This window comes from Flavihumibacter sp. CACIAM 22H1 (assembly GCF_001601815.1).
Classification (GTDB): domain Bacteria; phylum Bacteroidota; class Bacteroidia; order Chitinophagales; family Chitinophagaceae; genus Flavihumibacter.
In genome coordinates, this window is sequence record NZ_LUKG01000132.1 from 1 (window position 1) to 3,107 (window position 3,107).

General features: G+C 45.2%; 5 protein-coding genes. All 5 read right to left on the bottom strand.

The features are described from left to right. Positions 1 to 384: hypothetical protein (locus tag A1D16_RS20895; protein ID WP_290713370.1), on the bottom strand; the 384-nt coding region annotated here is incomplete at its 3' end. 222 nt (positions 385 to 606) lie between these two features. Continuing rightward, positions 607 to 819 carry a YwbE family protein gene (locus A1D16_RS20900; RefSeq protein ID WP_290713373.1) on the bottom strand — a complete coding sequence of 71 codons (213 nt, stop codon included), beginning with the start codon at positions 817 to 819 and terminating at the stop codon, positions 607 to 609. Positions 820 to 837: 18 nt separating this feature from the next. Continuing rightward, positions 838 to 1,086, bottom strand: a complete 249-nt coding sequence (locus A1D16_RS20905) for a hypothetical protein (RefSeq protein WP_290713376.1) — start codon at positions 1,084 to 1,086, stop codon at positions 838 to 840. A 67-nt stretch (positions 1,087 to 1,153) separates the two neighbouring features. Next, positions 1,154 to 2,107 (bottom strand): transketolase C-terminal domain-containing protein, encoded by a 954-nt coding sequence (locus A1D16_RS20910; protein WP_290713379.1) that lies wholly within the window; start codon positions 2,105 to 2,107, stop codon positions 1,154 to 1,156. 17 nt (positions 2,108 to 2,124) lie between these two features. Next, positions 2,125 to 2,991 (bottom strand): transketolase, encoded by an 867-nt coding sequence (locus tag A1D16_RS20915; RefSeq protein WP_290713382.1) that lies wholly within the window; start codon positions 2,989 to 2,991, stop codon positions 2,125 to 2,127. Between the last annotated feature and the right edge of the window lie 116 nt (positions 2,992 to 3,107).

Below are 3,107 nucleotides of genomic sequence, written 5' to 3' on the forward strand. Positions count from 1 at the left end.
ATCGTAATGTGAAATATTTACCAGGTTATATCCGTATACTCCTTCCAACCCTGGAATCAGGTTCCCGTTCCAGTTGTTGCCCGCTTCCCAATCTTTATCGTAAAACAGAAAATAATTCTGCCCGATAAAGGTGGTTCCATCTCTTTTATTGGTATTTATTTTATATACCGTAGTAAGTCTTACATTAGGAATGCCGGTCAACAGCACATTACTCGGTCTGGTTCCGATCATGGAAGAGTCCTTCCTTAAACCTTCAAAATTTTCCTCTTCCACCTCAGTTGCTGAAGCGGTGGTATTTACGGGCAAGCCCTTTTCGTCCAGGCTTTCATTAAAGCAGCTACTTGCAAAAAAAGCAAAAATTAAAAAGAGTTTATGCCTGATCATACTAACAACTAATTTAGGAAAAGAGTGAATAGCAGCCATCTTTCCTACGCAAAAACCACCTAGTTCTGCTGCCAATTTGCAAACAACGCTTCGCCACCTGAGTTACACAAAAGCAACTAAGGTAAGGAATCATAATATATAGATTCCTCACCAAAAATGCAAGTGTATACAAGAATTATTCTTAACTACAACAGATCAATTATTTGCCGGGGAACTGCAAAATCATTCACCCTCGGGATCCACTACCTCTGTTTCGGCAACGCGGCCAACCTGCCCATCTTCAAGGCGTACTTTTATACCGCGGGAATGAAAGGCGGCGGAAGTAAGAATATCTTTCACAACACCATAGGTTAGGCGGCCGGAACGCTGGTCTTTCTTGAGGATGACGGCAACCTCTAAACCTGGATAAATGTTTTTACGGTATTGGTTGTCCATGGAATGAGCGGAAAGAAATTAGCATTCAGAATAATCAGCGCTGAATAGTCCATTAATGGCATGTACCTGGTCGATGGGAATATCCAGTTGATTATCGAGCTGCATATAATGACGACCGTCTTTAGTGTATACCGAACTGATAATACCGCTGGCCCTTGTTACTCCATTATCTTCATATAATAAAGCGGCTTTTTGCCGGGTTTGATGCAGCTCTACCACCAAACTATAAAAGCTGTCCTTGGAGGCTAACGTATTGCGCTGGTCCATTTAGCAAATTTAGTAATTATAAGGAGGTAATTTACCGGTCGAAAAAAATTCCGACCGGTAACTACAACTATTTCCTTGTTATCACTTTTTTTACCTTCTCAACAATTGCAGCAGCATTTAGGCCATATTTTTCCATTAACTGTGCTGGAGTACCGCTTTCGCCAAAAGAATTATCAACTCCCACCATTTCAACCGGACTGGGTTTATGGCGACTTAATAGCTGGCAAACAGCATCTCCAAGCCCACCATTCAATTGATGCTCTTCGGCCGTAACCGCACAACCGGTTTTTGCTACAGAAGCAAGAATAGCTGCCTCATCCAGTGGTTTAATGGTATGAATATTAATGATCTCGGCATCAATTCCTTCTTTCTCGAGTAATTCACCCGCTAAAATTGCCTCCCAAACAAGGTGACCTGTTGCAAAAATACTCACATCTTTTCCTTCATTGACCATCCATGCCTTTCCAATCACAAACTCCTGGTTTGGATCTGTAAATACCGGTACAACAGGACGTCCAAAACGCAGGTATGCCGGTCCAACATGATCTGCTAATGCGATGGTTGCCGCCTTGGTTTGATTGTAATCACAAGGATTAATCACGGTCATTTCCGGCATAGCCCGCATCATTGCCAGGTCTTCCAGTATTTGGTGGGTAGCCCCGTCCTCGCCAAGCGTTAATCCGGCATGTGATACCGCAATTTTTACATTAGCACCGGAATAGGCCACACTCTGCCGGATCTGATCATAGACCCTGCCCGAACCAAAATTTGCAAATGTTGTGGCATATGGCACATAACCGGCAATAGCTAACCCTGCGGCTACTCCCACCATATTGGCTTCCGCAATTCCACACTGTACAAAGCGTTCGGGGTTCTCTTTTATAAATGCATCCAGTTTCAGGGATGCCACCAGGTCAGCGCAAAGTGCCATAACATTGGGATGCGTTTTTCCCAGTTCCGCCATTCCGGCACCGAATCCGGATCTAGTATCTTTTTTTTCCGAAAAACTATATTTTTTCATGATTGATGGTTAATGGATTAATAATCGCCAAGGGTTTCAGGTAACTGTGCCAGTGCCGCCGCCAATTGTTCATCATTTGGCGCCGTACCGTGCCACTTATGGGTATGCATCATAAAATCCACCCCAAATCCCATTTCCGATTTCATCAAAATCACAATGGGCTGCCCCTTTCCTTTCAACGCTTTAGCTGTCGCCAGTGCATCTACAACCAGCTGCATATTATTTCCATCCACCAGGTCAACAGTTGCCCATCCAAAAGCTTCATATTTTGCTTTGATATCGCGGTTGTCCATTACCTTGTCCGTTGGACCATCAATCTGTTGTTTGTTCCAGTCTACAATAGCGATCAGGTTATCCAGTTTATAATGCGGTGCAAACTGCGCCGCTTCCCAGATTTGCCCTTCCTGTTGCTCTCCATCCCCCATAAGTACATAAACGGTAGTATCTTCACCGCGGAGTTTTTTTGCATACGCGGCACCTGCTGCAACAGACAAACCCTGCCCGAGCGAACCGGATGCAATGCGGATACCTGGAAGGTGTTCGTGCGTGGCAGGATGCCCTTGTAAACGGGAATTGATCTTCCTGAAACTTGCCATCTCTTTTGTATCAAAATATCCCTTTCGAGCCAGCACCGAATAAAACAACGGTGATATATGACCGTTTGAGAGAAAAAACAAATCCTCTCCCCTACCTTCTCGGGAAAAATTCAGGAATCCGTCCGCACCGCGGCTTTCATCGATTTTCATTACGTGAAAATACAGGGCCGTTACCAGGTCGGCACAACCCAGGGACCCGCCCGGGTGTCCTGATTGGCAACCGTGCACCATACGCACGATATCCCGGCGCACCTGCGCAACGGTTGCTTCCAATTGTTCTAATTTCATGTTTGGTTTGGTTTATTTTAGCCCAACCGGACAAGTTCCCTGCACCGGTTGCGTCGGCAAAGATAGGCCCCTGTGGCATTGGATCGCAAAATCTCCTGCAATAACCGCCGATCCTG